This window comes from Paenibacillus sp. J31TS4, assembly GCF_018403265.1.
Classification (GTDB): Bacteria; Bacillota; Bacilli; order Paenibacillales; family NBRC-103111; genus J31TS4.
In genome coordinates this window covers 413567-434693 of sequence record NZ_BOSI01000003.1, presented here as the reverse complement: position 1 = coordinate 434693, position 21127 = coordinate 413567, and the positions used below count along the sequence as shown (strand labels likewise).

General features: G+C 57.5%; 20 protein-coding genes and 1 riboswitch. Of the genes, 10 read left to right on the top strand and 10 right to left on the bottom strand.

Features of this window, described 5'->3' with window-relative positions; all coding sequences use genetic code 11:
• Positions 1-9: 9 nt before the first annotated feature.
• On the bottom strand, positions 10-282 hold the full coding sequence (locus KJS47_RS16865; RefSeq protein WP_213526226.1) for a hypothetical protein: 273 nt from the start codon (positions 280-282) through the stop codon (positions 10-12).
• Between the two features lie 126 nt (positions 283-408).
• On the opposite strand from KJS47_RS16865, the gene KJS47_RS16860 reads away from it, so the two are divergent.
• Complete coding sequence (locus tag KJS47_RS16860) at positions 409-942, top strand: Hsp20/alpha crystallin family protein (protein ID WP_213526225.1); 534 nt, start codon at positions 409-411, stop codon at positions 940-942.
• Between the two features lie 14 nt (positions 943-956).
• Complete coding sequence (locus tag KJS47_RS16855; protein ID WP_213526224.1) at positions 957-1361, top strand: spore germination protein GerPC; 405 nt, start codon at positions 957-959, stop codon at positions 1359-1361.
• A gap of 43 nt (positions 1362-1404) precedes the next feature.
• Here KJS47_RS16855 and KJS47_RS16850 read toward each other — a convergent pair whose 3' ends face one another.
• Positions 1405-2769, bottom strand: coding sequence for an aminotransferase-like domain-containing protein (locus tag KJS47_RS16850; RefSeq protein ID WP_213526223.1), 1365 nt, complete (start codon positions 2767-2769; stop codon positions 1405-1407).
• Positions 2770-2930: 161 nt separating this feature from the next.
• Between KJS47_RS16850 and blaOXA the strand changes: the two genes are divergently transcribed.
• The 3 genes from blaOXA to KJS47_RS16835 all read left to right on the top strand — a co-directional run bounded on the left by blaOXA (position 2931) and on the right by KJS47_RS16835 (position 7193).
• Entirely contained in the window at positions 2931-3758 is an 828-nt protein-coding gene (gene blaOXA, locus KJS47_RS16845) for a class D beta-lactamase (RefSeq protein WP_374707038.1), read from the top strand.
• A gap of 175 nt (positions 3759-3933) precedes the next feature.
• A riboswitch (purine riboswitch) is annotated at positions 3934-4033 on the top strand.
• Between the two features lie 67 nt (positions 4034-4100).
• The gene (locus KJS47_RS16840) at positions 4101-5399 is read left to right on the top strand and encodes an NCS2 family permease (protein WP_213526221.1); all 1299 of its coding nucleotides are present in this window, start codon (positions 4101-4103) and stop codon (positions 5397-5399) included.
• Positions 5400-5660: 261 nt separating this feature from the next.
• Positions 5661-7193 carry an MDR family MFS transporter gene (locus KJS47_RS16835; RefSeq protein WP_213526220.1) on the top strand — a complete coding sequence of 511 codons (1533 nt, stop codon included), beginning with the start codon at positions 5661-5663 and terminating at the stop codon, positions 7191-7193.
• Positions 7194-7438: 245 nt separating this feature from the next.
• Here the strand turns inward: KJS47_RS16835 and KJS47_RS16830 are convergent, their stop codons facing one another.
• The gene (locus tag KJS47_RS16830) at positions 7439-8320 is read right to left on the bottom strand and encodes an alpha/beta fold hydrolase (RefSeq protein ID WP_213526219.1); all 882 of its coding nucleotides are present in this window, start codon (positions 8318-8320) and stop codon (positions 7439-7441) included.
• Positions 8321-8619: 299 nt separating this feature from the next.
• The gene (locus tag KJS47_RS16825) at positions 8620-9363 is read right to left on the bottom strand and encodes a metallophosphoesterase family protein (RefSeq protein ID WP_249716468.1); all 744 of its coding nucleotides are present in this window, start codon (positions 9361-9363) and stop codon (positions 8620-8622) included.
• A 148-nt stretch (positions 9364-9511) separates the two neighbouring features.
• On the opposite strand from KJS47_RS16825, the gene KJS47_RS16820 reads away from it, so the two are divergent.
• From KJS47_RS16820 to KJS47_RS16810, 3 genes are all read left to right on the top strand, one after another.
• Positions 9512-9682 carry a hypothetical protein gene (locus KJS47_RS16820; protein ID WP_213526217.1) on the top strand — a complete coding sequence of 57 codons (171 nt, stop codon included), beginning with the start codon at positions 9512-9514 and terminating at the stop codon, positions 9680-9682.
• Positions 9660-10340 carry a peptide-methionine (S)-S-oxide reductase MsrA gene (locus KJS47_RS16815; RefSeq protein ID WP_249716467.1) on the top strand — a complete coding sequence of 227 codons (681 nt, stop codon included), beginning with the start codon at positions 9660-9662 and terminating at the stop codon, positions 10338-10340. Before KJS47_RS16820 ends, KJS47_RS16815 begins: the two co-directional genes overlap by 23 nt.
• Before the next feature lie 159 nt (positions 10341-10499).
• Positions 10500-12131 (top strand): ATP-binding protein, encoded by a 1632-nt coding sequence (locus KJS47_RS16810; protein WP_249716465.1) that lies wholly within the window; start codon positions 10500-10502, stop codon positions 12129-12131.
• Positions 12132-12360: 229 nt separating this feature from the next.
• Here the strand turns inward: KJS47_RS16810 and KJS47_RS16805 are convergent, their stop codons facing one another.
• The 4 genes from KJS47_RS16805 to KJS47_RS16790 form a co-directional block, all read right to left on the bottom strand.
• Positions 12361-12894: a DedA family protein gene (locus KJS47_RS16805; RefSeq protein WP_213526216.1), complete on the bottom strand. Its 534-nt coding sequence runs from the start codon at positions 12892-12894 to the stop codon at positions 12361-12363.
• Positions 12895-13013: 119 nt separating this feature from the next.
• On the bottom strand, positions 13014-14060 hold the full coding sequence (locus KJS47_RS16800) for an AI-2E family transporter (protein WP_213526215.1): 1047 nt from the start codon (positions 14058-14060) through the stop codon (positions 13014-13016).
• Between the two features lie 310 nt (positions 14061-14370).
• Positions 14371-16008 (bottom strand): MDR family MFS transporter, encoded by a 1638-nt coding sequence (locus tag KJS47_RS16795; protein WP_213526214.1) that lies wholly within the window; start codon positions 16006-16008, stop codon positions 14371-14373.
• Positions 16009-16012: 4 nt separating this feature from the next.
• The gene (locus KJS47_RS16790) at positions 16013-16450 is read right to left on the bottom strand and encodes a MarR family winged helix-turn-helix transcriptional regulator (protein WP_213526213.1); all 438 of its coding nucleotides are present in this window, start codon (positions 16448-16450) and stop codon (positions 16013-16015) included.
• Between the two features lie 896 nt (positions 16451-17346).
• On the opposite strand from KJS47_RS16790, the gene KJS47_RS16785 reads away from it, so the two are divergent.
• Together KJS47_RS16785 and KJS47_RS16780 are read left to right on the top strand one after the other, a co-directional pair.
• On the top strand, positions 17347-18300 hold the full coding sequence (locus KJS47_RS16785) for a DMT family transporter (RefSeq protein WP_213526212.1): 954 nt from the start codon (positions 17347-17349) through the stop codon (positions 18298-18300).
• Positions 18301-18406: 106 nt separating this feature from the next.
• Positions 18407-18778, top strand: coding sequence for a VOC family protein (locus tag KJS47_RS16780; protein WP_213526211.1), 372 nt, complete (start codon positions 18407-18409; stop codon positions 18776-18778).
• Positions 18779-19316: 538 nt separating this feature from the next.
• Here the strand turns inward: KJS47_RS16780 and KJS47_RS16775 are convergent.
• Both KJS47_RS16775 and KJS47_RS16770 read right to left on the bottom strand, forming a co-directional pair.
• The gene (locus KJS47_RS16775) at positions 19317-20159 is read right to left on the bottom strand and encodes a carbohydrate ABC transporter permease (RefSeq protein WP_213526210.1); all 843 of its coding nucleotides are present in this window, start codon (positions 20157-20159) and stop codon (positions 19317-19319) included.
• Positions 20160-20169: 10 nt separating this feature from the next.
• Positions 20170-21045, bottom strand: a complete 876-nt coding sequence (locus tag KJS47_RS16770) for a carbohydrate ABC transporter permease (RefSeq protein WP_213526209.1) — start codon at positions 21043-21045, stop codon at positions 20170-20172.
• Between the last annotated feature and the right edge of the window lie 82 nt (positions 21046-21127).

Here is a 21127-nt window from a genome sequence, read left to right as displayed (position 1 = left end):
TCCCTCTCTTCAAGATTGTGCGGAGCCGGGACGCGGGCTGCGGGAGACGGTTCCTTTGACATATTGGCCCGGCTGGTCCACGAGATCGTCGTCGAGCGTCATGGCGATGGGGAACAGGCGGACGGTCCGGTCGGCCAACTGCTGGCCGAAGCCCTGGCTTTTTTTGGCCGTTACCTTGCGGCTGACGGCCCATACCGATCCCAGGGAGATTGTGCTGTTCTGATCCGCATTACGAATAGTCATGCCTCCGATGTTGATCTGCGTCGGCTGAAACGACGTCATAAGCTTCCTTCCTTTCCCGCTTGGCAATTGTAGGGACGGTGCGTCTGTTCAGCATATTCCCGGCCTGCCCGCATTATGACGGAAGGGGGCCGTAAAGAAGGACAAATAAATGCGGAGAGCGGACATATGTATGTAAAGAGACGAGGAGCGGGGGTGCCGGCGCTCCATCAGCTGGGGAGGGGAGAAGCGGGCGTGAATGCGGACAAGATCAAAAAGCTGCTGGAGCTGTCCAAAAACCTGGCCGGCGGAGACGTCTGGCCGGACATGCTCGAGCATGCGGACGCGCAAGAGGTGCTGAAGCAGCATCCCTTCTTTTCCAAAGAAAAGCCGGATGGTCCGCCCCTCTATCCGGCGGCCGATGTCCTGATCCAGATGGACGAACTGATCGTTCTCGTCGACCTGCCCGGCGTCCGCAAGGAAGACGTGCAGCTGTGCGTCGACGGGGACCAGGTGCTCATTCAGGGGACGGCCAGGCAGCCGTTCCCGCAGGGCAGCGCGTACCTCAGGGAACGGTTCCAGGGGGAGTTCCAGCGCGCCATTCGCCTGCCGCGGAGAGTGGATGCGGATGCCGGGAAGATTCGGGCATCCTTCGGCGAGGGTCTGCTCACGATCCGGATCCCGGGACAGACGGCGGAGCGCCGGCCGATCCGGATTGAATAGAGGCAAAATAAGGAATGCAGGGTGATGCAGTCATGTTGTTCCTGGAATGGTTCCGCAGGGGCCCGAGCGCAGCAGAGGTCCGGCTGCGGGTCCAACTGGCCGAATTGGAAGGGCAGCTGAAGGTGCTGGAGGAGCGGCTCCGCTGCCTTGCAGAGAGCAAGGAGCAGGCGAGCCCTCCAACGGTCATCATTCACCGTGCGGAGAAGCTCGTCATTGAGAAAATAGACCACAGCAACCATTTCGGCACGATCGACATCAAGGAGCTGACGGGGCGGCTGAACATAGGGGCGAACTATTCGGGCTTCCTTCCTCTTCCGGACGCCCCCACCGTTCCGAAGAAGGAGGGGGAGGGGAACGGGAAGGTGTCCGGGACTGAGGGGGTGCCCCGCTGTCATGTCCGCGCGAAGGACGGGCTGTAGGCTTGCTTTGCCTTTGTTTGGGACAGGCTGCACAGCGGGCGGGTTAACGAAACCGCACAACCGGCTGCTCCTTTTGCAGCGCTCGTATCTCCTCCGCGATGCACCGGACACCGGGTTCGATGAGCTCCTCCTCGACCTGGGAGAGACTCAGCCGGATGACCGAATCTTTTTCGTGCCCCGGCAGATACATGCGGCGGGCGTCGTCCACATAGACCTGCCTCGCCTGGAGCCGCTCGATCAGTCGGGCGGCTTTGAGCGGTTTGGGCAGCTCGATCGCCGCATAGAAGCCGGAGAGAGAGCCCGAATAGGCCGAGGAGGGAGGCAGGTGAGTGCGGCAGGCCGCCTGCAGCCGGATCGCCTTGGCCGTATAGATCACCCGCATCCGCTGGATATGCGCCTGGAACATGCCGCTCTTCAGGTAGAGCTCGAGCGCACCCTGCATAAGGACGGGCGTATGCAGGTCGGCGGCGAACTTGGCGTTCACGAACGCCTCCCGTATCGAGGAAGGGATGACCGCCAGGCCGAGCCGCATGCCGGGGAGCATAACCTTTGAGAAGCTCTTGGTGTAGATCACCCGCCCGGACGGATCATAGGCGAACATCGGGTCCAGCTTGGTGTTGGGGTCGAGGTCGCCGAGGTAATCGTCCTCCACGATATAGACGTCGTACCGCTGCGCCAGCTCGACGATTCTTCGCTTCTCCGCATTCGTATAGCTGTATCCGGTCGGGTTATGAAAGCGGGAGACCGTGTAGAAGAACTTGATGTCCCCCTCCCGAAAAAGCCGCTCCAGCCGGTCCATATCCACGCCGTTCGGCGTTACGTCGATCCCGTATGCGACCGCCCCTTGCTGCTTCACCGACTCGACAAAGGCCGCGTGAGTGGGCTGCTCGACGCAAAGATGACGCTTTCCGCTCGGAAAGGGCAGCGACACCAGCAGATGCAGTGCCTGCTGGGAGCCGGTCGTCACGCATACCCGGCCGGGCTCCGTGAACACCTGACTGTCACGCAAATAGCGGACCAGCCCCTCCCGAAGCGACAGGAGGCCCTGTGGATCGGAATAGGCGAACATCTCTTCCTTGTACAGGTCGATGGCCTGGTTGATGCAGTGCTGGTAATCCCGGTACGGCATCGCCGCCGGATCCGGTCCCGCGGACAAAAAGTCGATGCCCAAGCCCTTTGCCGGCGGCGTCCTGGGAGGTCGGGGCCCCTCCACGACATAGTACCCGCTCTTCGCCACGGAGTAGACCGTATGGCTCTTCTCCAGCTGCGAGAACGCCTTGATCACCGTGTTGTTGCTGCAGGAGAACCGCTCGGCGAGTGCCCGGATGGACGGAAGCCTGCTCCCCGCAGGGAAGGAGCCGTCCCCGATCCGCTGTTCGATATACTGCATGACCTCGGAATACTTCATCTCGCCACCGCCTCTCCATCTGTAGGGGTACAACCCCGTATTCTGTTTCTTCCTCTCTCGGACTGCCCTACGTATACTTTACCTTACCAAATGCATTTGGGTAGATGGAGTCTGATTCGGTGGCCACCCGAACTCCTGCCGACTGGCAGAACAGAGGAGGAATGAGAATGAAGAACCGAAAAAGCTGGGTCAGGCTCGCCGCTTCGCTGATGCTGGCCGCCGTCCTGCTAATCGTCGCGGCCGGCGCCGGCGTGAGGCCGAGCCCCGGGGAGGCGGAGCTTGCCCCCTTGTTTGGAGGTGTCAAAGGAACCGCAGTGATCAAAAATATAAAAACCGGCCGCACTTATGTGTACAACCAGGATAGAAGCGAAGAGCGCTTCACGCCGGAGTCCAGCTTCAAGGTGGCGAACGCGCTGATCGGACTGGAGGAACGGGCGGTCGAGGACGAATATGAAGTGAAGCGGTGGGACGGGACCGTCCGGGAGTTCGACGTCTGGAACCGGGACCACACCCTCGCCTCGGCGATGAGGCATTCCGCCATCTGGTATTACCAGGCGATGGCGAAGGACATCGGAGAGGGACGGATGCAGGCGAATCTCGACCGGATCAGCTACGGCAACCGCGATCTATCGGGCGGCATCGACCAGTTCTGGCTGAACAGCAGCCTGAAAATCTCCGCTCGGGAGCAGGCGGCTTTTATTGAGAAGCTGGTGAAGGAAGAGCTTCCTTTCTCTAAGCAGACGATGAAAACCGTCAAGCGCATCCTGATCGACCAGGAGGCGGATACGTACACGGTTCACGGGAAGACGGGCACGAGGCTGTCGGATATGGGCCTCGGCTGGTATGTGGGCTATATCGAGACGGACAAGGCCGACTGGGTGTTCGCCACCAACATCGACGGGAGCGGCTCCCAGGCGAAGCAGATGACGCTGGAAGCGCTGAAGCGTCTGCACATAATGAAGGACGAAGAGAAGTCAGGGCGCCGATGAACGGCGGGCGGGACGGATAAGAAAATAGGCCATACCGAGCAAGCGCGGTCCAGTTTAGGATCGTGCTTGCTTGTTTGTATATCCGAACGTTTGTGTTTTAGGTTATAGGGATAGTTCGTGAAAATAGGGGGGAGTTAGGGAAAAAGCATTGACACCCGGAACGATCTTGCGTATTCTAGACCATGCAGCAACGACTCGTATATCCCCAAAACCATGGCTTGGGGGTTTCTACAAGGAGCCTACGGATCCTAACTACGAGTACGGGAGCGTGTACCTATCGCTACCTGTACTTGGCGTTAGGATTTTTTATTTGGGTTTGATAAACAAGGAGGCGTAAGAAAGATGGACCAATGGTTTCGGTTAAAGGAACGGGGGACGTCCCTGCCGACGGAGGTGCTCGCGGGCGTCACGACGTTTTTGACGATGGTGTATATCGTCATCGTGAATCCGGGCATTTTGAGCAGCGCGGGAATGGACTTTCACGGCGTGTTCGTGGCGACGGTGCTTGCGAGCATCGCCGGCACCCTTATTATGGGGCTCGCCGCGAACTACCCGATCGTCGTCGCCCCGGGGATGGGGCTCAACGCCTACTTTGCGTTCAGCGTGGTGGGCGGAAGTGGCATCTCCTGGCAGACGGCTCTCGGCGCCGTGTTCGTGGCGGGGATCCTGTTCGTGGCGTTGTCCCTCACGTCCTTCCGCTACATGCTGCTCGATGCGATCCCGGCCAGCCTTAAGCATGCAATCACGGCGGGGATCGGGCTGTTCATCACCTTCATCGGCCTGCAAAACGCCAAAATCGTCGTCGACTCGCCGTCCACGCTGCTGACGCTCGGTTCGCTGACGGAGCCGATGACGCTGCTGACGATCATCGGGCTCGTCGTGACGCTGATTCTAATGAGTTATCGGGTGAAAGGGTATTTGTTCCTCGGCATGCTCGTTACGGCCGTGCTGGCCTGGTTCATGGGTCTGCTCGTCCTGCCGGAGCAGGTGGTGGCGCTGCCAACGGGACTTGCGGCCACGGCGTTCCAGATGGATTTGACCGGCGTGTTCGCGAACGGCCTGTACGCCGTCATCTTTACCTTCCTCTTGATCACCCTGTTCGACACGACAGGCACGATGCTGGGCGTGGCGGAGCAGGCGGGACTGCTGAAGGACGGCAAGTTCCCCCGTTCCCGCGGCGCACTGATGGCCGATGCGATCGGCACGACGACGGGAGCGCTGCTCGGCACGAGTCCTACGTCGGCGTACATCGAATCCAGCGCGGGTGTTGCAGTAGGCGGGCGGACCGGCCTGACGGCGGTGACGGTCAGCCTGCTGCTCGGCCTGACGCTGTTCTTCTCGCCGGTGATCGCGGTGCTTGCCTCCATCCCGGCGATTACGGCGCCGTCGCTCATTATCGTCGGCTTCCTGATGATCAGCGTGGTGCAGAAGATGGAGTGGACCGACTTCGAGGTGGCGATCCCCGCCTTCCTGATCATCGTCCTCATGCCGCTTACGTACAGCATCTCGACGGGAATCGGCGTTGGCTTCATCGCCTATCCGGTGCTCAAGGCGGTCCGGGGCAAGTGGCGCGACGTGCACCCGATCTTTTATTTGTTCGCCGTCCTGTTTTTCATTCAGCTTGCTTTCTTCAGTCATTAACGGGACAAACAATCGTCTTAAACCGAACGGCCGGGTGTGGAGAAACAGCGGCTATGGCCCTTCTATCGAGGGCTGTCCCGCTCGCCTTCTACCCATGAATGGAGAACGCGAAAGACCGGAACGTGGTTCCGGTCTTTTTTTTCGTCGATGCGGGAGAAGACCCGCTACCTTGCCATACAGCTGTCACTAGGATTGGGTATGCTGGGATCAGGTGTTCGCTCAGGACCCGCCTTACAACAGATAAAAAGGAAGTGGAATTCGATGAAGCAAACAAAAAGCAAGCTGGGGATTATCATCACCGGGCTGCTGCTCGCGATCCTGATGGCCTCCATGGATAACACGATCGTGGCGACAGCGATGGGAACGATCGTCGGCGAGATCGGCGGCCTCGACCGGTTCGTCTGGGCAACGTCGGCTTATATGGTCGCGGAGATGGCGGGCATGCCGATCTTCGGCAAGCTGTCGGACATGTATGGACGCAAGCGGTTTTTCGTCTTCGGCATTGTGGTCTTCATGCTCGGCTCCGCCCTGTGCGGCACGGCCGGGACAATCGTTCAGCTGAGCCTGTATCGGGCCGTTCAAGGCATCGGCGCGGGCGCGATGGTCTCCATTGCCTTCACCATTATGTTCGACGTCGTACCGCCAGAGAGCCGGGGCAAGATGACGGGGATGTTCGGCGCCCTATTCGGGTTGTCGAGCGTTGCCGCACCGCTGCTCGGCGGGTATATCACCGACCACCTTCACTGGGTGTGGATTTTCTACATCAACCTGCCGCTGGGGCTGATCGCGTTCGTGCTCGTCGCCTTCTTTTATAAAGAGTCGGCCGTTCATACCCGGCAAAAGATCGACTACCTCGGCGCCGTTCTTCTCGTGGCTGCGATTGTCTGCCTCATGCTCGGGATGGAGCTCGGAGGCAAACAGTTCGCGTGGGGATCTCCGCAAATTCTGGGGCTGTTCGTAGGCTTCGCTGGCTTGACCGCCCTGCTCGTATTGGTGGAAAGAAAAGCGGAGGAGCCCATCGTCTCGTTCCGGATGTTCCGCAGCCGGCTCTACACGACCAGCAATCTGGTCGCCATGCTGAGCGGCGCGGCGTTCATGACCGCCTCCATGTTCATCCCTATCTACATGCAGGGCGTGCTGGGCGGCAGCGCGACGAACGCCGGGCTGCTCCTCCTGCCCATGATGGCCGGCTCGGTCGTCACGGCAACGCTGGGCGGCATGCTTATGGCGAAGCTGCCGTACCGGACGATTCTCATCCCGACGCTGCTCCTTCTGATCGCGGGCCTGGCGCTCTTGACCGCGTTGAGGCCGGATTCGCCGCGCAGTCTGATCACCGCCTACATGATCCTGGTCGGTCTCGGGATCGGCTCCTCCTTCTCGGTGCTGAGCAGCGCGGCCATCCACTCCTTCCCTGCTTCGCAGCGGGGGGCGGCGACTTCGACGCTGAACTTCAACCGGTCGCTCGGGATGACGCTCGGCATCACGATATTCGGTATCCTCCAGAGTCACTCCTTGACGGACCGGCTGACCCGCGCATTCGGTGGCGGAGGCGCTGCCGTACCGGACGCAAGCCTTGACCTCGGCGACCCGTATGTCCTGATGAATCCTGCCATCCGGCAGACGATGGATGCCCAGGCGCTCGGGACCATAACAGATGGCTTATCGTCCTCGATCGCGTGGACGTTCGCCTGGAGCCTGGTCCCCGCCGCTCTCGCGCTTGGGTCGGCGCTGCTGATGAGCCGGGAGAAGCTGAATCCGGCCGGGCAGACCGACGGATATGCCGCTTCGCATTGAGAGACGGACGGAGAGCATGAGAAGGGCGAGAAGAACGTGGAAATCCGAAGGCCGGAGGTGAGCTCCGCTGCCGGAGACGGCTGCTAGGCAGGGTTCGTACAGCGGCCGTAACAAGAAAGCGGCAGCCTTTTGGGCTGCCGCTTTCGCATCGCTTTCGCATCGCTTTCGCATCGCTTTCGCATCGCTTTCGCATCGCTTTCGCATCGCTTTCGCATCGCTTTCGCATCGCTTTCGCATCGCTTTCGCTAGGCCTGCAAAAAGTCGAGCACCGCTTCATTGACGAGCTCGGCTTGCTCGATTGTCAAGCCGTGACCGGCACGGGGGATCAGTCCGGTGCGGACGTCGGGCATAAGGCGGCTTGCTCTTTCCAGCATGCGATGCGGATTGTAGATGACCTCCTGATCGCCGACGAGCAGGAGCGTCTTCATCGTGAGCCGCTGCAGGACGTCGTCTTTGAACACAGACGGGGCAAGCCGCATTTGGGGAATGCAGTTAATGCCGGATACCTTGAACTGCCGGATCACGGTATCGGCACGCTCATCCGGCTGGTAGGAGGGACTCAGGAACCACTCGACTTCTCTCTGGATCCGCTTTTCGTTCGGGAAGAGAACCGCCGGATATACCTTGAATAAAAACTTGGGCGTTATCCTCCCGATCCCCGCCGCCGGAGCGAACAGCACCATCCGGCGCACTCGGTCCGGGGCATGCAGCGCCGCATTCATCGCCAGCCACCCGCCCATGGAATGGCCGGCGACGACAGCCGAGGAGAGGCCGAGTCCGTCCATGACGTCGACCAGCCATTCTGCGGCATCCTGCCGCGATTTGATCAGCCGGGTCATCCGGCCTTTGCCCATATCGCCTAGCGTATCCAAGGCATAGACGCGGTAACGGGAAGCGAAGGCTTCGATATTGGGATACCACATCGTGGCGCTGAAGGTCATGCCGTGCAGCAGGACGAGAGGCGGCGCGTCCTCCTGCCCTGCCGTGACCAAGTGTGTTTCCCCGAATCGAGTGGCGACCATCCGTTCCTCGTAGGGGACCGGCCACAGCTTCAGCGTGGTGTCGTATGCGCGAAGAAAGTCCTCCTCCTTTCCGTTTTTTCGCAGAATGCTGATCGTTTCGGCCATAGGCGGCACTATCCTTTCCGTTCTATCTAGAGCTAGGCGGTTTGTACGGGCGGCAATGCCGGCCTCCGGCTGCATCGGCAAGCGGGACGACAAAAAGGGTGCCGGCCTGGCACCCCTTTCGGACTTCGCCGCAAAGCTGCGCCTGCCCGAAGCTGACGGAAGCGGCAGCGGAATAGCCTGCTGCCGTGCAATCCGTCACAAACCGACATTCTGTATCTAAAGTAAGCGACGCGCAGAGTACTGTCAATAAATGTTTGCAATGGAAGCGAACCGCCAGTTTAGGGGCTTCTATATGGACGTCAGGGGGTCACCGTTCCGTCCGAATCGTCCGCGCATCCTTTGCGTACAAAATGCTCGCGCCAGCCCCCGGCCTCGTCGATCTCAAGACCGTTCAAGCGGGAGCCGAAGCAGCAGCCGCCGTCGATGCCGATTTTGTCGCCGCCGTCCCAGACGCCTTCCGTTTCCTGCAGACGAAGAGTCGGGGTATGGCCGAAGATGACCGGCTTGTCCAGACTAGTCGGGTGCTGGAAGAACGCTTCCCGGATCCACAAGAAATCCCGTTCCGGCTGGGTTCTCCAATCCGCTGCGGCGGGATTGATGCCGGCATGCACGTAGAGGAAGTGGTCGTCCTCATGGTAGAGCGGCAGCTCATTCAAAAAGGCGATATGGGAGGCAAATGCTTCGCGGACATTGCGCTTCTGCCTCTCGTAATCTTCCCACGCGAATCCTTCCGTCAGCGGTTCCTCACCGGTGAAGCTGGCCAGCGTCTGGAGCCCTCCGTTGCGGATCCAGCGTTCGTCCTGGCCTTCGAGCAGCAGGGCGTCGAGCATCAGCTGCTCGTGATTGCCCCGCAGGGCGATGACGTTCCCTTGTTCGGACAGGCGCATGATCTCCTCGATGACGCCTCGGCTGTCGGGACCGCGGTCGCAGTAGTCGCCCAGGAGCAGCAGCTGGTCGTCCGCCGGCTCGTAACGGACCAGAGCCAGCAGCTTCTGGAATTCGTCCAGGCAGCCGTGAATATCGCTTATCACTAGTTTGCGCAAGGCGGTTCTTCCTTTCCCTCGGGTCCCCGTTCCTGTGAGGAAGCCCGTCTCTCTCGTTCTGTCTATCATAATCCTTAACCGCATGGCGGAAAAGGGTATGCGTGCGTCGGGCCTTCCAACGGGGGGAAGCAGAAGGCGTAGGCGGCGAATGCCGGGTGAAACGGGTATACTGGAGAAAGATGACCAGAAAGACGAGAGGCATGGCAATAAAACCGAGGCGGAGGGTAAGTGGAGGAAGTACATGACGATCGTTAACAGGCAGACCGCCGGCCGCCGGACGAAGGAGGAAGCTGCTATTGAAAGTTCACGAGGCGAATGATTCGCAGGCAAACGAGCCGGGGGTAACCGTAGAGCGGCTGGAGACGGCGGCGCTGGCGATGGGGTGCTTTTGGAGTCCGGATGCGCTGTTCGGCTCTCTGCCCGGCGTCGTGCGCACCGAGGTTGGATTCGCGGGAGGCACGACGGCCGAGCCGACCTACCGGCAAATAGGCGACCATACGGAGACGGTCCGGCTCTGGTACGACTCGGCCGTCGTGTCGTTCGAGGAGCTGCTGGAGGTGTTTTGGAGCCATCACAATCCGGACAATGTGAACGGGTACAAGGACAGGCAGTACCAGTCGATCGCCTTTTACGGGGACGAGCGGCAGAGGGAGGCGATCGAGCGCGTCTCCAAGAGACGGCAAAGCCGAGAGGGCCGGGAGCCGGCCACTGAGCGGATCCGGGCGGGGGCGTTCTATCCGGCGGAGGAGCGGCATCAGAAGTATTATCTGAAGCGGCACCCGGATGCGCTGGCGAGGCTCGGGGAGCTGTACCCGACTATGGAGGCGCTGACACAGGGTACGCTGGCGGCGCGTCTGAATGGACTGGCGAAAGGCTTTACGAACCGGTCGCGCATTTTGGAGGAGCTCGGACAGTGGGAGATCGCCCGTGAGCAAAGGGAGCTGCTGGAGCAGCTTGTACGGGAGATGCGCTGGTAGCCGCATAGCCAGGAGCGGCTAAAAGCCTCACTAGAACCTCACTGTTGCCATTGCCGGAGGTTTCGTTTCCCTCCCCCATTTCCCGCAACAACACCTGTGCAAAACCTGTTACAATAGACGGATAAGAACGGCGACTACAGACAGAATGGGGAATGCGGGTTGGACAGGAAGCTGGGGCAATGGAGCGATGAAGAGGTGATCCGGGCGTCGAACGATTGGTGCAGGCGCCGGGGGATGCCGCCGGACCGGATCCCCGCCTTCCGGGAGATGCTAACCGGAGAGCGGTTGGCGAGGAGACGCGAAGAATACCGGGATTACATCGAGATCATTCATTACTTCGTCAACAAATACCTATCGACGGTCAGCGGGGACCCGATTCTTATCGCTGTCTCCGATGCGAGAGGATATCTGCTTGAGCTCGAAGGCGACCCGTCGATCCTGGAGACGATCCAGGGGCTCGGCATCCGGGAGGGCGTGCGGTTCAGCGAGGAACTAGGCACCAACGCCATCGACCTGAGCCTGCGGCTCGGCCGGCCCTTCAAGATGACCGGCAGCCAGCATTACCATGACGAGCTGCAGGAAATCGCCTGCTACACGGCTCCTTTTCGCAGCAGCGACGGCACCCGGATGCTCGGCACGCTCTCTCTCATGACCAGGCTGTCCTTCGCGCATCCTCACCTGCTCGCGCTGCTCGGCACGATGGCGGAATCGGTGGAGCGGGAGCTGAAGCTACGCCGGCAGAACGAACAGCTGCAGGTGCTGAATCAAGTGCTGCTCGAGACTCCCTATTACGGCGTTATCGTGACGGACCCGTCGGGTGCCATCATCGAGATGAACGAGCAGGGGGCCGCCATGCTGGGGCTGCGCAAGAGCGACCGGACATCGCGGCTTGGGACAAGCGTATTCCGGCTCGCCTTGATCGGGGAGGCGTTCCGGCAGGTGATCGCGCGGCAGGAGGAATGTCTCGGACGGGAAGTGGCGGCAGAGCAGGACGAGGCCGTCTGCCATTATCTGCTCGACGTGCTGCCCGTTTACGATCTGCACGGCGACCTCATCCGGATCGTCGGCACCCTGCGGGACATCACGGAGAGAAAGGCGACGGAGGAAGTGCTGCGGAATACCGAGAAGCTGGTGTTCGCCGGGCAGCTGGCGGTCAGCATCGCGCATGAGGTACGCAACCCGCTCACGACCGTGAAGGGAATGCTGCAGCTGGCGGAGAAGGAGCAGCGGCTGCGCTACTACGAGCTGATCATGTCCGAGCTGGAGCGGATGAATTTGATCGTCGGCGAGTTTTTGATCCTGTGCAGGCCGCAGGCGGCGCAGCTCAAGGAGGAGTCCAGCCTGACGATTTTGAACGAGGTGCTGGGGCTGTTCGCGATCCAGGCCTCGCTTAACCAGATCGAGATCCGGTGCGATTGCCGGCAGGAGGTGACCGTGCCGTGCGACCGGAACCAGATCAAGCAGGTGTTCCTCAATATTCTGCGGAATGCGATGGAGGCGCTGCCGTTCGGCGGACGGATCACCATTGCGCTGGATGAGGAAAACGGCGGGCAGACGATCCGCTTCACGGATAACGGCGTCGGCATGCCGGCCGACATCCTGCAGCGGATCGGCGAGCCGTTCCATACGACCAAGCCGGAGGGAAACGGGCTCGGCATGATGATTGTGAAGCGAATTATCGAGTCGCATGGCGGGCGGTTGAGGGTCGACAGCGAAGTCGATAACGGTACGACGGTGGAGGTTTTCCTACCGGGATGCGTCGGAAGAGCCGAGGAGTATGCCGACGAGTAGAACAAGGGGCAGAAGGATGCGGCCGGAACCGGCCGGCCCGGCTGTTCAAACGGGAACGTAAGAAGAGACTAATGAAAGAAGGCCATCCCTGACGGAGGGATGGCCTTCCTTTGTCGTTCATCTTGCTCGACAGGCCGACGGGGGCTTCTAGTCGGGCCGTCCGAGCAGCGGGCTCCAGAGCCTTGGCAGAACGGCTGATTCGTCTCTGCGTCTTCTACCGCGCCCGACCTTAAGGGAGCGGGACGTCCGGAGGCATTATGGGATCTTCTGTAACCGCCTCGATGCCGTAGCCGAGCATATAGCCGAGGGTGATGAAGAGCACGCACCAGAACAGTGCGCCCATGCCGGCGAAGAGTAGGTATTTGCGCGCCCTCATGCCGATCGTGCCGGACAGGTAGCAGGTCAGGTGGCGGATGCCCGGGATGAAATAGCCGAAGCTGACCGTCCAGGGCCCGTACCGGTTGAACCAGGTCTCGACCCGGTCCAGCTTGTCCGGCGTCAGCTTGATCCATTTGCCGTATCTCCACAGCAGCGGTTTGCCGACCTTGCGGCCGAGCAGGTAGCTGACGATCATCCCCGACATGGCGCCGAGGAAGCTGACGACGACGGACAGATAATAGTTGAGCGTGCCGATCGAGGTCAGGTAGCCGACGAACGTCATCAGCAGCTCGTCGGGCACCGGCAGGCCGACGATGCCGACGGCCAGCAGGAAAAAAAGGGCGATGTACCCGTATTGTCCGATCAGGTCTTCAAGCATAGCCATTGAAGAATGTCCAACCTCCCGAATCCGTGGTAAAGCCAGTATCCGCATGAAGTCCCGGTATGGGGCATGCGGTCCAGTGCAGAGTCTGGCGCCATAGAACTAGTCCGGCCGCCCGATTGTTAGACGGACGTCTCTTCGGAGGCGGGCAGCGGCTCGCGGCCCTGTGGCTGTCCAAGCTTCTGCACATCGAGGATATCCAGCAGGAAGACGAAGGTGGGAATGCCCACGATCAGTCCCCAGATGCCGAAGAAATGCTCGGAGAAGAGGAGGACGATGAAGGTGTAAAAGATAGGCAGATGCGTCTTGGCCGCCATCAGCCGGGGATTGAGCACGTAGGCTTCCACCGCATGAATGACGGTTATGGTGATCAGCAAATAAATGATATAGGGAAGGCCGCCGATGCTGAATGCGATCACGCTGAGCGGAATGAGTGAGATGAAGACGCCGGCGACAGGAATCAGTCCCAGGATGAAGACGAGGAGGGACAGGCCGATCAAATTCGGAAAGCCCATGAGCCACAGCGAGAAGATGGTCAGCACCGTGTTGATCAGCGCGATGATCAATTGCGTCTCGATCACCTTACCGAACGTATGCACGAATTTGGTGCTGAAGTATTCCAGCTCGGTGAACAGCCACGCAAGCTTGCTTTGGCGGAACTGGGCGGTGAAGCGAACCACATTGGCCTTGCCGAGCAGGAAGAACAGGCTGAGCAGCAGCGCCAGGAACAGATTCAGCCCGAGGTTGCTCAGCTTCATCAAAAAGTCGAGCCCAAGGTTCACGACCCCCTGAATATCGAGCTTGTTCAGAAAGGTAAGCAGGTAGGCGACGAGTTCATTGTCTTTGGGGACATTGTACGAATATTCGACGAGCTTGATCAGCTGCCGAATCTGGTAGATGAGAGCGGGCACCATCTTGACGCCTCCCACGATGAGCAGAGCGGTCAGCAGAAGGTACAGCAGCGAAAGGACGATCTTGGGACCGATTGGGAAAACCCGGTTGAGAGCCCGGGTCGTAAAGCCATGGGCCCGGTCCATGAGGAAGGTGAACAGGAAGGTCAGCAGGATAATGTTAAGCATGCTTCGCATATAAAACAGCAGGAGGCAGAACACCGCCAGCACGGCAAAGCGTCTTACGTCTTTCTTCTGGAAAACCTCATAAATCTTCATGCAAACGTCCTTTCCACCTCATGGCAAGTATGCCGCCGGCCAATCCGAAAGGCTCTTTCAAAACTGACCGTTCGGTCTAAGAATAATAGAAGAATTGCCGGATTGCAAGCCCTAGGCAGGGGGAAGCCGGAGGAGAATTTGCCGTCTCATAAGAGGAACGTTTAGTCGACCGCCTGCATCGGAAAAACAAGCGAGATTGCCGTCCTCCTGCACGGTATCGTGAGGGGCGCAGATGCCCGGTAGCCGGAGAAAGACAGCAAAAAAGAGGCCGTACACACGGTACGGCCTCTTTTTCGTGTTTCTCAGGAAGTTAGCCTTCTGCGGACGACTTTCTTTCGGCGTGGACCTGCACAACCTTTTGGCCCATCGCTTTGCTCGAACGGAGCGGAATCTCCTTCAGGAAGAAGGCGATCAGCACTGCGGCGCTCGCGATGATCGCGCCGGCGAGGAAGGTAGTCGAGATCGCGTAGCTCATCGCTTCCCGGATTGTATTCAGCATGCTCTCGAACACCGGCTGGAGTTCAGCCGGCAGTCCCTTCAGCGCGGCCTCGATCTTGGGCTGGTCCAGCAGGTTCTGCGGGTTGCTGAACAGCGCCATGCTCTCGGCCAGAGCCGGGTCGGAGGGAACGGCCGGTTTGGCCGCGCCGGCTGCGGCGGACATCTCGGTCATTTTGCGGCCGATGGCTGCGCTCATCAGGCTGCCCATCACCGAAATGCCGATCGTGGCTCCGAGGTTACGGAACAGCTGCGAGGTCGCGGTGGCGACGCCCAGCTGCTGCGGCTTGACGGCATTTTGGACGGTCAGCGAGAAGACCGGCATAGCGGCGCCGATACCGAGGCCGAGCAGGAGCATATACAAAATGAGCTGATAGAGCGGCGTAGAAGGGACCATGAAGTACATCAGCACCATGGCTCCCGTCATGAGGGCAAGGCCAACAATGGCGATTTTCTTGTACTTGCCGGTCCGGCTCATGAACGACCCGACGAACGCTGAGGTCAGCAGCATCGCAATCGACATAGGCATGGTCACATAGCCGGCCATCGTCGGCGAGATGCCTTTGACCCCCTGCACATAGAACGGGACGTAGATGATGGCACCCATCATGCCTGCGTTCAGGAAGAACCCGACGAGGTTGGAAACCGTGAAGACGCTGTTCTTGAACAGGCCAAGCGGCAGCATCGGGCTCTTCACCTTAGTCTGCACGAGCAGGAATAGGGCAAGCGCGACGACAGCTCCTGCGAAGAGGCTGAGGATTTGCAAGGAGCCCCAGGCGTATTTGTTCGGACCGTCGCCGGCCCACGAGAAAGCGAGCAGCAGCGGCACGATGGTCAGCGTCATGAACAGGGAGCCGAGGTAATCGACCGATTCGCCTTGGCGCTTGCCGACCTTCGGGAAGTTGATCAGGATCAGCACGAACGCCAGAATGCCGAGCGGCAGGAAAATCCAGAACACCCAGCGCCAGTCCAGATGATCGACGATATAACCTCCGAGGAGAGGCCCGGCGACGCTAGACAGCCCGAAGACGGCGCTCATGACGCCCGTCCACTTGGCCCGTTCCCGAGGTTCGTACAAGTCTCCGATCGCCGTAAAGACGGTCGACATGATGATCCCCGCTCCGGCCCCTTGAATGGCCCGGAACGTAATCAGATGCAGAATGTCACCGGACAGTCCGGACAGGAAGGCCCCGAGCATGAACAGCCCGATCCCCGTCAGAATGAACGGCTTCCTTCCATAGATGTCGGACAGCTTGCCGATCAGCACGGATGCGACCGTGGAGGTGAGCAGATAGATGGTGATCGCCCAGGAGTAATATTCCATGCCCCCCAGCTTGGCGATGATCCGCGGCATCGCGATGCCGATGATCGTCTGGTTGATGGCCGCGAAGAACATGGATGCGATAATGGCGATCATGATGGTCATTTTGCGTTTTTCGGTTAAGTGCTCCATACCTCTACTCCTTTGGCTTTTCTAGATTGGACAGAATGTGCCGGAAGATGCGGGCGAGATGCTCCGTCTCCTCCTCCGGCAATCCCGCAAAAGCTTCTTCCACGACCCGCTTCACTTCGTCCCGATATTGACGCAGCACCTCGCGGCCCCGGTCGGTGATCTCGAGATACACCACCCGGCGGTCGTCGTCGTCCCGCGTACGGAACGCGTAACCGCCGGCGATCAGCTTGTCGCATAGGCTCGTTACTGCCCCGGGCGTAACACTCAGCCGGTCGGCCAGCGCCGAGATCCGCTGGGGTCCCGCTGCGTCCAGCTTGGATAGAATAGCGGCCTGCGACCCGGACAGGAGCCGGTCCAGCTGCCGGCTCCATTCCGCCGAGATCTTTCTCTGAAGCTCCACATATAATCGCTCGACCTCGCTTAGGCGGCTTCCACCGGGCATCGGCCCACCCTCCTGCTTGCATAATTTAATAATCACATGTATAAAAAGTTTACCCACTAAAACAATGGTTAGTATATATTGGCACCGCCTAGGAAGTCAATGGGGTAGGAGGGTTATTTTAAGTTTCCCGCCAAGCGTTTGGAATGAACACGGACTGATTGCCGGAGAATCGCGATTTCCTCCGTTTGATGGAGCGGAATCCTGTACCAGCCAATGGATGTAAAGAATTGTGTGGTTAACAGATACCGGTTCAGAAGGTATAGTAAGAAGAGGGAAACTCCATGACCTTGCTTACGGACGCATTCTGCTGCCTTGCCCCGGGTCCTTTTCTTCTCCTAGAATGCCTTGATAGTCTGGTTCCCCGTCTTAGGATGCAGGAAGCCGCCCCCTCTGAAATAAGCGCCTTTCCTAAAAACGCCTGGTACTGATGAAACATGGAAACAAGCTTGTCTTACTTGTCCGCACCCTCTCTGAAGAGGATGCGGCGTTTACGGATTGATCTTCGCACCATCCTCTCCCCCCGAATTACCTAACCACTAATAGGTTTCTATTTCGACAGCTCTTATAGATTAGATTCTTCTATTTGAATATTGTTATTTTCATCGTTTCATTCAGTCGGCTTTAAAAAGTCTGAATATTTGATCATTTCTTGTTTCCATTGCAATCCTGCACACCGGATTTGATGACCGGGCTATGATTTCGTTTCTCAAGTGTCATTGAAGGTTTCTCCTATTGCCCTAAGGGATTCGGGTCTCTCAAGGTCGTTCTTGGTTTGCCTGAAAAGGTATATTTTTTATGCTAGCTGGAACAATAAAACTAATTGCCAGCCGCCGCAGAAGGAATCTAGCGGGGCTCGGTCGGAAGCCGGTGAATTTAGTAGAGAAGAGGCAGATTAGATGAATAGTAGAAGTATGAAAGAAACTAGAAAGGGTGTAGGCCTAGGAGCGACTTCAGCTATTGCTTGGGGAATTGATACGGTGATCATTGGCGTTATTATAGCTAGTACCCCTTTTCAACAGGCTGTTGTACTGGCCCCCATTATAGCCGCCTTTCTGCACGACTTTTTCTCTGCACTATGGATCTCCTTCTTCATGATGGCAAAAGGGGAATTTATTCATGTATTAAAGCTGCTGAAAACAAAGAGCGGTGCGATTTTGATTGTTGGGGCATTGTCCGGCGGTCCTTTGGCAATGACCTTTTATTTTCTTGGTATTCAATATGTAGGGGCGACTTATGCGGCCAGTATTGCTTCTATTTTTCCTGGGATCGGTGCTTTGCTCGCCTTTACATTCTTGAAGGAAAAAATGAACGGAAGAACATGGGCCGGCATTGTGATCAGTATTATCGGAGTGATTGTCTTAGCATATGTGCCGTCGAAGTTTAACGTGGAGAGCGATTTCTTTATCGGAATCTTTTTTTCCTTAGGGGCCGCTGTCTTTTGGGGACTTGAGGGAGTGATCGGTGCTTGGGGAATGAAAGGAAAAAAAGTCCTTCCTCTATATGCAATCAATATCCGACAGATGACCTCCGCCCTATGTTATGGGTTATTAATTGTGCCGGTTATTCAGGGGTACCCTTTAGCATTCCAAGCAGCGGCGTCAAACATAGTATGGCTAATTGTGCTAGCAGGTTTATTGGGTGCGGCCAATTATTCGTTATACTACATGTCGATCAATCTCATCGGTGCGGCTAGAGGGCAATCGCTTAACAATACTTATGTTTTTTGGGCAATAGCAACGGAAATTATCTTTATAGGGATCCCTGTCAGCCTCCAATTTGTCATTGGTACGGTGATAGTCCTCTTAGGTTCTATCCTCGTTTCAGGAAATCTAAAAGGGGCGAAGGGCTGATTAACGGTCGTCCTGCCGGGCGGGAATGCAAAACATTGGTAGCGGGTGAAGGAACTGGCGCTTAGGAGATCGAATCCATTCCCATAACCTGTGAAAGGGGTGCAAAATGAGCACCAGTCCAATTAAAAACCAAATCGGCGGGACGTTCATGCCAGTTAGGGATATCGAGAGGGCACGTGATTGGTATTGCAAAATGCTCGGCATTTCGGAAACACCTAAAATTATGGGTGGGCATCTGTGCCCACTGCCCATGCAAGGGGCAGGACTTATTTTGGACCTGATGCCGATGTGGGGAGGCAAGGAACCTGGGGGACCCCCTACCTATCAGACGCCTGCTTTTATGTTCACTACCGATGACATTGAAGGCTCCTACCAATTCATGAAGGACAACGAGGTAGAATTGGTTACCGAGATCGAAAATGAACACTGGTTTGCGTTTCGTGACCCAGACGGCAACTTATTGATGGTTTGTAAATAATAAGGAAACGGATTACGCAGTAGAAGGATAGAACCTCCAGCTTTGCCGCGAGCGGCAATGGGCGGTGGCTAAAGGAACACGAAGAGACGGCAGCCGATGCAGGGCTGCCGTTTTCTCCGCTTAGGGCAGTTGATGGAAGGAAGGAGACCTAGTGAATTACCCTAATGTCTATGTTTCAGCCGAAGATATCCTTATGAAAGTTAGTATGTTAAATAAAATGCTCAATTAATACAACACTACGGCTATATAGGGATTAGCGTTGTTAATGACATACATGCTAAAAATCCAACTGATTTATATTAGGAGGACACGGAGAAAAGTGGATTTTCCCTAATGATTAGTAACAAATGTGCCATAAGTGACTAACCATCACTTGTGGTTTTTTTTTCTATGTCCTGCCACAACAAAACAAAAATCTACATACGAGCACTAGACAAATAAGCCTTAGTCCGGGTGGAGTACCGAACTAAGGCCGCTTAGCATGGCATATATACCGGCCGCTTAAAGGAGGCCATTTCATTCCAGTCCTAGGCTTACCCTACTCCTTCACGGCTCCGATGGAGATGCCGCGGGTGAAGTATTTCTGGAAGAGAAGGAAAATGAGAAGCATCGGGATGGCCGCAACCGTCGCGCCCGCCATCTTGTAGGCGAAGTTCGGGTTGAGGTCCTGCATCAGCGTCGCAATGCCGACCATCAGCGTCTTCATTTCCTTGTCCTGCCCGATAACGAGCTGCCACAGATAGTCGTTCCACACCTGCACGAAGTTCAGGATGAACAGGGCGCCGATGCCGGGTTTGACGATCGGCAGCATGATCTGCAGGAAGGTGCGGACTTCGCCGGCGCCGTCGATCCGGGAGGCTTCCCGGAGGGCGTCGGGCGCGGAGTCGAAGAAGCCCTTGAGCAGGAACACACCGAAGGCCGTCGCCACGTTCGGCCAGATCATGCCGAACAGGTTGTTCACGAGGCCCAGGTCCTGCGAGATGCGGAACAGAGGGACGATCATGACTTCCTTCGGCACCATCATACTGGAGATGAAGATGATGAACAGGACGTTCTTGCCGGTAAACCTCAGCTTGGAGAACGCATAGGCGGCCATCGCGCTCACGGCAACGACGAGTACCGTGGAGACGCCTGCCACGAACAAGCTGTTGAACGTCCAGCGCAGAGCCGGCTGGCTTTGGAACACCTCGACGTAGTTGGAGAAGGTGATGGTGGCCGGCCACCAGTCCGGCGGCATCTTGATGACGTCGGAGCTATTTTTGAGTGAACTAGTGAATAACCAATAAAGAGGGAACAGGTTGAGGACCGCAAAGAAAATGACGATCGCGTTCGCAACCACATCGACCTTTTCCCGCTTCTTCCTGGTTTTCGTCAGCTGCATGGTTGATCCCTCACTTATCCTTGAACATCGCTCTCAACTGAGGAACGGACAGCATCAAGGTGATGATGAACATAATGACCCCTACGGCCGACGCAATACCGATCTGGTTGTACTTGAACGCGTTATTGTAGAGGTAGTACATCATGGTGACCGAAGCGTTGTTCGGCCCCCCGCCGGTCAGCAGTTGAATGACGACGAATATTTTCAGTACCGCGATAATGTTGATGATCAGAATGTAAATGGTCGTCGGCTTGACGAGCGGAATCAGGATCTTGAAGATCAAGTCCTTTCGGCTGGCGCCGTCCACTTCGGCCGCTTCGAACAGGTCCTTCGGCACGCCGATCATCGCCGCAATGTAGAGAATGATCGCCTGGCCGACGTTGGTGGCGAAGGTAACGAAGATGATGACCGGCATGACGGTCGTCTTGTTCCCCAGCAGATTGACCGTGCTGAAGTCCATTTCCCTGGCAAAGTAGGAGATGAGGCCGTTCGCCGGGTTCAGGAGGAAGCTCCACACCATACTCATGACCACCATGGATACCATAACGGGGATGTAATAGCTGCCCCGGATAAACGAGACGTACTTCGCATTCTTATCAAAGACGGCCGACGCCACGAACAGGGCGAAGCCGACGGTCAGGATGACGATGAAGACGACGAAAATGACGGTGTTGACGATCGATTTGAAGAAAACGGGATCCTGAAATAACGTGATATAGTTATCCAGACCGACAAAGGTTTCGTTCTGATAGTCGACCCGGTACAGGCTCAGCCGGATCCCTTCCAGAATCGGGTACACTATAAATAGTAGAAAGAGAAGAAACTGAGGCAGAATAAACAGGTAGCCCGTCAGGTTTTCTCTTCGCTGCTGTTGGCGTAATTTCATGGATACCTTACCCTTTCCTATTCGGTCTCCCGGGACCGCTGGCGGCCCCGGGCACCGAATCAATTTGTCGGCATAAGGCGAA

What these genes read in the sequence shown, in the direction of transcription:
- KJS47_RS16790 (WP_213526213.1), bottom strand. Translation starts at nt 16,450, where the DNA reads ATGCCCGGTGGAAGCCGCCTAAGCGAGGTCGAGCGATTATATGTGGAG.
- KJS47_RS16860 (WP_213526225.1), top strand. Translation starts at nt 409, where the DNA reads ATGTATGTAAAGAGACGAGGAGCGGGGGTGCCGGCGCTCCATCAGCTG.
- KJS47_RS16840 (WP_213526221.1), top strand. Translation starts at nt 4,101, where the DNA reads ATGGACCAATGGTTTCGGTTAAAGGAACGGGGGACGTCCCTGCCGACG.
- KJS47_RS16830 (WP_213526219.1), bottom strand. Translation starts at nt 8,320, where the DNA reads ATGGCCGAAACGATCAGCATTCTGCGAAAAAACGGAAAGGAGGAGGAC.
- KJS47_RS16770 (WP_213526209.1), bottom strand. Translation starts at nt 21,045, where the DNA reads ATGAAATTACGCCAACAGCAGCGAAGAGAAAACCTGACGGGCTACCTG.
- KJS47_RS16835 (WP_213526220.1), top strand. Translation starts at nt 5,661, where the DNA reads ATGAAGCAAACAAAAAGCAAGCTGGGGATTATCATCACCGGGCTGCTG.
- KJS47_RS16775 (WP_213526210.1), bottom strand. Translation starts at nt 20,159, where the DNA reads ATGCAGCTGACGAAAACCAGGAAGAAGCGGGAAAAGGTCGATGTGGTT.
- KJS47_RS16780 (WP_213526211.1), top strand. Translation starts at nt 18,407, where the DNA reads ATGAGCACCAGTCCAATTAAAAACCAAATCGGCGGGACGTTCATGCCA.
- KJS47_RS16855 (WP_213526224.1), top strand. Translation starts at nt 957, where the DNA reads ATGCAGGGTGATGCAGTCATGTTGTTCCTGGAATGGTTCCGCAGGGGC.
- KJS47_RS16805 (WP_213526216.1), bottom strand. Translation starts at nt 12,894, where the DNA reads ATGGCTATGCTTGAAGACCTGATCGGACAATACGGGTACATCGCCCTT.
- KJS47_RS16865 (WP_213526226.1), bottom strand. Translation starts at nt 282, where the DNA reads ATGACGTCGTTTCAGCCGACGCAGATCAACATCGGAGGCATGACTATT.
- KJS47_RS16820 (WP_213526217.1), top strand. Translation starts at nt 9,512, where the DNA reads ATGCCGGGTGAAACGGGTATACTGGAGAAAGATGACCAGAAAGACGAG.
- KJS47_RS16800 (WP_213526215.1), bottom strand. Translation starts at nt 14,060, where the DNA reads ATGAAGATTTATGAGGTTTTCCAGAAGAAAGACGTAAGACGCTTTGCC.
- KJS47_RS16785 (WP_213526212.1), top strand. Translation starts at nt 17,347, where the DNA reads ATGAATAGTAGAAGTATGAAAGAAACTAGAAAGGGTGTAGGCCTAGGA.
- blaOXA (WP_374707038.1), top strand. Translation starts at nt 2,931, where the DNA reads ATGAGAATGAAGAACCGAAAAAGCTGGGTCAGGCTCGCCGCTTCGCTG.
- KJS47_RS16795 (WP_213526214.1), bottom strand. Translation starts at nt 16,008, where the DNA reads ATGGAGCACTTAACCGAAAAACGCAAAATGACCATCATGATCGCCATT.
- KJS47_RS16850 (WP_213526223.1), bottom strand. Translation starts at nt 2,769, where the DNA reads ATGAAGTATTCCGAGGTCATGCAGTATATCGAACAGCGGATCGGGGAC.